The 2,582-nt window shown below is 74.6% G+C and carries 2 protein-coding genes and 2 pseudogenes; 2 read left to right on the top strand and 2 right to left on the bottom strand.

The window, feature by feature from the left end:
• Positions 1-126 precede the first annotated feature (126 nt).
• Entirely contained in the window at positions 127-258 is a 132-nt protein-coding gene (locus tag AB0L40_RS27550) for a hypothetical protein (RefSeq protein WP_364361967.1), read from the top strand.
• 294 nt (positions 259-552) lie between these two features.
• On the opposite strand, the gene AB0L40_RS27545 is transcribed toward AB0L40_RS27550, so the two are convergent.
• Positions 553-975 carry a helix-turn-helix domain-containing protein gene (locus AB0L40_RS27545; RefSeq protein ID WP_364361965.1) on the bottom strand — a complete coding sequence of 141 codons (423 nt, stop codon included), beginning with the start codon at positions 973-975 and terminating at the stop codon, positions 553-555.
• Positions 976-1,049: 74 nt separating this feature from the next.
• On the opposite strand from AB0L40_RS27545, the pseudogene AB0L40_RS27540 reads away from it, so the two are divergent.
• Positions 1,050-1,763: pseudogene (locus tag AB0L40_RS27540) on the top strand (SDR family oxidoreductase); the annotation flags it as partial.
• A 105-nt stretch (positions 1,764-1,868) separates the two neighbouring features.
• On the opposite strand, the pseudogene AB0L40_RS27535 reads toward AB0L40_RS27540, so the two are convergent.
• Positions 1,869-2,582, bottom strand: a pseudogene (locus tag AB0L40_RS27535) (SMC family ATPase); the annotation flags it as partial.

Below are 2,582 nucleotides of genomic sequence, written 5' to 3'. Positions count from 1 at the left end.
GGCGCCGCCGTCGTCCTCGACGACGTCGACATCAACACCGTCGCCGACGCCGCCATCTTCGGCCGGCGACGCCGGGCCTCCCGCCGGGGCCGACGGGCGGCCTGACGGCCGCCCGTCTCGGTCACGATGCTCGTCGCGTTCATCGCGGGCGGGATCCTGGCGGGCGACCTGATCCCGAGCCTGACGCTCGCGCCGGCGCTGCTGGTGGCGACGGTCTGGCTCGGCGTCGCGGCGGTGTGGCGGGCTCGCACCCCCTGATCGGTCGGCGCCGTCGGTCGCCCGGCGGCCGCGGGTCATCGAGAGTGCGTTCGCCCTTCCCAGGGAAGGAGCAGCGCACGGTCGACGCCGCGCCCTGCTCGGACGTGCACCGCCGCGGGCCCAGCGGGTCATCGAGAGTGCGTTCGTCCTTCCCAGGGAAGGAGCAGCGCACGGTCGACGTCCCGTCGACGCCGACCACCCCGGCAGTGCGACGCGACGACCACCCCGAAGGCCTCGGCCGCCCGGCCCCGCTCGGACGTGCCCCCGCTCGTGGGCGCCGGCCGGGCAGTGCGCCTACCGCTCGTCGTAGGCCCGCTGGGCGTCGGCGACCTCGGGCATCGAGCCCTCGAGCAGCTCGATCAGTCCCACCAGGTGCGCGGCGATCGTGGCGCCCAGCGGCGTCAGGCGGTATTCGACCTTCGGCGGGATGGTGGCCTGCACGTCGCGCAGGACGAACCCGTCGCGCTCGAGGGCCTGCAGCGTCTGCGCGAGCATCTTCTCGCTGACCCCGTCGACCCGGCGCCGCAGCGCGTTGAAGCGCGCGGGGCCCTGGTGGAGGGCGCCGAGCGCGAGCGCGCCCCATCGGCCCGTGACGTCCTGGAGCACGTGGCGCGAGGTGCAACAGCGGGCGAAGACGTCCGGCTCCAGCGTGGGATCGACCTCGTCGCCGGGCGCGGCCGCGGGCGGGGCTGCGGGGGTCTCGACGGAGCGGGCCATGGGGTGATCGTAGCCGACGGGCTCTCCGGACCGCCGTGCCGCACTTTGGACAGCGCTTTCGAAAAGTTTGTGCAATGGTGGTCGCAGGCGGCCGGGATCCCGGCCGCGCCCACCGCGAGACCCTCGGAGCCACCATGCCCACCATCGCCGTCACCGCCGCCACCGGCCAGCTCGGTCGCCTCGTCGTCGACGCCCTCCTGGAGCGCGGCGTCGACCCCGCGTCGATCGTCGCCGCCGTCCGCACGCCCGCCAAGGCCGAGGACATCGCCGCCCGCGGCGTCGAGGTGCGGGAGGCCGACTACACGCGCCCCGACACGCTCGCCTCGGCGCTGAAGGGCGTCGACCGCGTCCTCCTGATCTCCTCCAGCGAGGTCGGCCAGCGCGACGCGCAGCACGCCAACGTCATCGCCGCCGCGAAGGACGCCGGCGTGTCGCTCCTGGCCTACACGAGCGTTCTGAACGCCGACACGACGACGATGCAGCTGGCGTCCGAGCACCAGGCGACCGAGAAGCGCCTGCGGGAGTCCGGGCTGAACACGGTCTTCCTGCGCAACGGCTGGTACTCGGAGAACTACACGGGGCAGCTGGCGGCGACGATCGAGCACGGGCTCGCGGGCTCCGCGGGCGACGGCCGGGTCGCTCCGGCGGCGCGCAGGGACTTCGCGGAGGCCGCGGCCGCGGTGCTGACGGGCGACGGGCACGAGGGTCAGGCCTACGAGCTCGCCGGCGACCAGCCGCTGACGCTGACCGAGGTCGCGGCGCTCCTGTCCGACGCCACGGGCCAGGAGATCGCCTACACCGACCTGCCCGTCGAGGCGTACGCCGAGGTGCTCGCCGGCGCCGGGCTGCCCGCGCCGGTCAACGAGATCATCGCCGACTCGAGCGCCGCGATCGGCCGCGGCGAGCTCGCCACGGACCTTCTCCTCGGCCTCCTCGGCCGCGTGCACCTCACGCGACGCCTGCTCGGCGGCGGCCCGAGCCGCGACGATCGCGCCGGTCGCCTCGGCCAGACCCGCCGGGGTACGCACGGACGACAGCAGACTGAGCTCGGCGTCGACCGTGTCCCGCGTGCCGAGCGCCGCGGTCTCCGCCTCCCGGGCCACCCGCAGCCCCGGCACCGCGTCCTCCACGGCCCGGGTCAGCTCGCGCATCCGCTCCAGGTAGGCCTCGGCGCCGTCGACCGCCTCGTCGGTCGCGTCGTCCAGCGTCTCCATCTGCTGCTCGACCACGCCGAGCTTGGTCTCCGCCGTCTTGCCCCGCTCGGCGGCCCGGACCTGCACCTCCTCGTAGACGTGCAGGCCGAGCAGATTGACCAGGATCTGCTGGCGGGTGGCCGGCTTGGCGTGCAGGAAGTCGGCGAACTGGCCCTGCGGCAGCACCACGCAGCTGGTGAACTGCTCGTAGGGCAGGCCGACCGCGTCCAGCACGGCCCGGTCCATCTCGGCCGGGGTGCCGGCCAGCGCCTCGCCCAGATCCTCCAGGTCCATGCCGGTGTCGAGTTTCGTGACGTCGAAACCGGACGGCATCAGCTGGAGGCCGGCGCCCGCCGTCTTCACGTTGCCCCGGCCGTCCCGGCGCACCACCCGGGTGGCGATGTAGCGATCGCC

The organism is Patulibacter sp. NPDC049589 (genome assembly GCF_040675535.1).
GTDB lineage: Bacteria > Actinomycetota > Thermoleophilia > Solirubrobacterales > Solirubrobacteraceae > Patulibacter.
The sequence above is the reverse complement of the archived record's forward strand: the minus strand, read 5'-3'. Positions and strand labels throughout refer to the sequence as shown.